The organism is Bombella saccharophila (genome assembly GCF_026385475.1).
GTDB lineage: Bacteria > Pseudomonadota > Alphaproteobacteria > Acetobacterales > Acetobacteraceae > Bombella > Bombella saccharophila.
Genome location: NZ_JANIDW010000010.1, coordinates 1 through 2,562 on the forward strand (window position 1 = coordinate 1; position 2,562 = coordinate 2,562).

At 49.4% G+C, this 2,562-nt stretch carries 5 protein-coding genes; 4 read left to right on the forward strand and 1 reads right to left on the reverse strand.

The features are described from left to right. Positions 1 to 138: 138 nt before the first annotated feature. The 4 genes from NQF64_RS08860 (at position 139) to NQF64_RS08875 (ending at position 1,785) form a co-directional block, all read left to right on the forward strand. Positions 139 to 495, forward strand: coding sequence for a hypothetical protein (locus NQF64_RS08860; RefSeq protein ID WP_143813676.1), 357 nt, complete (start codon positions 139 to 141; stop codon positions 493 to 495). Positions 496 to 535: 40 nt separating this feature from the next. Then, complete coding sequence (locus NQF64_RS08865) at positions 536 to 919, forward strand: hypothetical protein (protein WP_099027557.1); 384 nt, start codon at positions 536 to 538, stop codon at positions 917 to 919. A 105-nt stretch (positions 920 to 1,024) separates the two neighbouring features. Then, on the forward strand, positions 1,025 to 1,180 hold the full coding sequence (locus NQF64_RS08870) for a hypothetical protein (RefSeq protein WP_266107144.1): 156 nt from the start codon (positions 1,025 to 1,027) through the stop codon (positions 1,178 to 1,180). A gap of 35 nt (positions 1,181 to 1,215) precedes the next feature. Next, positions 1,216 to 1,785: a hypothetical protein gene (locus tag NQF64_RS08875; protein ID WP_266107145.1), complete on the forward strand. Its 570-nt coding sequence runs from the start codon at positions 1,216 to 1,218 to the stop codon at positions 1,783 to 1,785. A 3-nt stretch (positions 1,786 to 1,788) separates the two neighbouring features. Here NQF64_RS08875 and NQF64_RS08880 read toward each other — a convergent pair. Then, positions 1,789 to 2,562, reverse strand: a 774-nt coding sequence (locus NQF64_RS08880; protein ID WP_266107146.1) for a Gp138 family membrane-puncturing spike protein, incomplete at its 5' end; no start/stop codon positions are given.

Sequence of the window (2,562 nt, forward strand, 5' to 3'; positions counted from 1 at the left end):
TAAAATGGCAGTTTTATCAGACAGCACAACGAGATTGCCGGTGCTATCAAGCGATAAGTCCCAATCAGAGGTAAGGGAGAGGGTTTTCATGGGGCGTCCTGTGAGGTAGCAGATTAGGAGATGATTAAGGAGTGGGTTATGAAGCGACTGGTTATGGGAATTGCGGTAGGATTAGTGTTGTCGGGTGCGGCGCGAGCGGATGAGCATTTTATGCGTGGAGATGATGGGACGTTTTCGGTAGATCCCCAGCGGGCTTATGAATTTCTACATGATGCATATTCGGAAAAGAGGGTTGCTGATAATGCTTACGATGTATTCATCAATAAAAGGCGTGGGCCTTGTTACGATGCTGTTATCCATATGTTTACCTACTATGATGATGGTGATGGGAATGTTAAGAAGTATTGCTACAGGCCTGACTTGGATAGCGATAATGCCGTAACGGGTGATCGTCCGGTTTATCACTCTGGTTCGCCTGCGGTGCCACCAAGTTGATGGTGTTGAATGTTTCAAGTAGATAGATAGGGTAGTATTTATGAAATATGGTATCCTTGTTTGTGTCGTTGCTTTGACAATGGCGGGGGTGGCGAAGGCGGATATGTTGAGCCATCAGCCCGAACCTACGAAAACGCTTTCTCAAGCTTTGCATGATAATGCTGTTGCCTCTCATCATCGTGGGCATAGTGAGCAGGGGTTGCAGTTTGATGAACAAAATCTGCGCCGTTTAGGTGTTTCGGAAGCAACAGCGAGGGACGGATTATGGGCTGTTGTACATCGTCCGCGGTCTCAGTGTGCTCAGTATATTCGTCAGCTTACGGCAGATGCTAAAGGCGCATCTGAAGCATTTGTGCAGAGTGATCAACGGTTAGTGGTGTATTTGGAGAATTCTGGCATTTGTGAGCGGCAGAGCGTGCGATAATTAAAAGCTGCACTCGGTGTAGTTGGCTTTTACAGGGGGGCTTGAAGGCTGCTGCGTGAGGGGCCAACTGCAGGATGTGTTATGTAGTGAAAAGGAGATATGAGGATGTCCGATAAAGTTAAAGGCGACGGTGAGCCTCTTAAACCGACCCATAAGGTGATTGATGAGTTGCATCCTGAGGAGCGACCTGCTGCGCGGGAGCGGCATCATGAAGTTATTGATGAAGTCTCTAGTGATGAATCCGATATTGTTACGAAGTAAATGATGGAAGTAAGTATATGGGAGGGGCTTGTATTGTGAAGTATGTAAGGTCGGGGATGTGCTGGTTAAGTTTGAGCTGTTTGATAGCCTTAGGTACTGCGCGAGCACAGGCCCCTCTTGAGGTGGGGCAAGACGGGCATGTAACGACCAATGGCATAGCGGCTATTGGTGTGTCTGCGCAGGAAGGACAGCGTCTTGCTCAGGTGGGGAAGTGGCAGATGTTGGAGTTGGAGCATACTCTGACGGCTTTGCTGGCTGAGGATGATGTAATGTTGTCCTTTTCTCCACGCCGTGGCGGAGATGTTTTTTTGATGTTCGTGCTGAAAGGTCAAGAGGTTAAGGCCCCGGCTTTATCTGTACGTTTTTCGAACGGTCTGGAGGTAAAGAGCTTCCATTATACCGGCATTATTAACCGAGGCACGCAATGGGGCTGTTATGTTAGTGAGGCAGAAGGGAAGGCCCTGTTCGCTGCATTGGCGCAAAGTCATGCTGTGACGATGGTGTGGAGTGGTGGGCAAAAGCAGGTTGAGTTTGCTCAAGGAACTGAGTTTGTGCAGAATATGCGCGAGACTGCACAGCATGGACATATGCCGTTCCCTCAATGATAATTATCGGGGGGGACCGGTATCGCCGGAGCCGGGTTGTATCCCGTTATGGGTGTGTTGTGTAAGGGATATGCTGCCGGCTTTGACGTCACCATTTGTTACGATATCGCAATTTGCTGATAATTTTGCGGCATTGATAGTCACCTCGCCTTGGGCCTCAATAGAAACTGTCCCCGGTGTTACGATGCGCCAGCCTTGCTCTGTGGCCTGAATGAACTGGTCGGGACCGTTATTGAGGAAGCCGCCCACATAAACGCAATCTTGTAGAGCAAATTGCCGGAATGAGGCAGGTGGGGATGGCTGGCGGGTTGTGACGGCATGGGTATGGTCGCGCCCGGATATGATGATGAAGCCAATATCGCCCGGTTTGGGGTCGATGATGAGGGCCGATGTGCCACCTTGGATGCGTAGGTAGGGCACATTATGGATAATATCATGCGCTAAAGGGCGTGATAGGGCGTCTTGTTGTTGGACCATGGGACGGACGGTGACTTTGCCGGTAATAGAGGCTGGTTCTGCCGAGACATCTACGACCTGAACCAACATAGAAGGTCCAATTTGGTTAATGTGGCTGGCAATAAGGCTATCTAGCGCGCCTTTAATGTTATTTTTCCCCGTCGTAGGGCGAAGATAAGGGGTGTTGGTGGGGAGAGGCATAGTAAGCTCCATATTCTGGCGATGTGTTAAGGTGACAATTTGGTTTATTTGTTGATAGGGTGATTTTGACTTTGTGATTATTGGGGGGTGTGATGCGGAGATTTGTTGCGGGTATTTTGT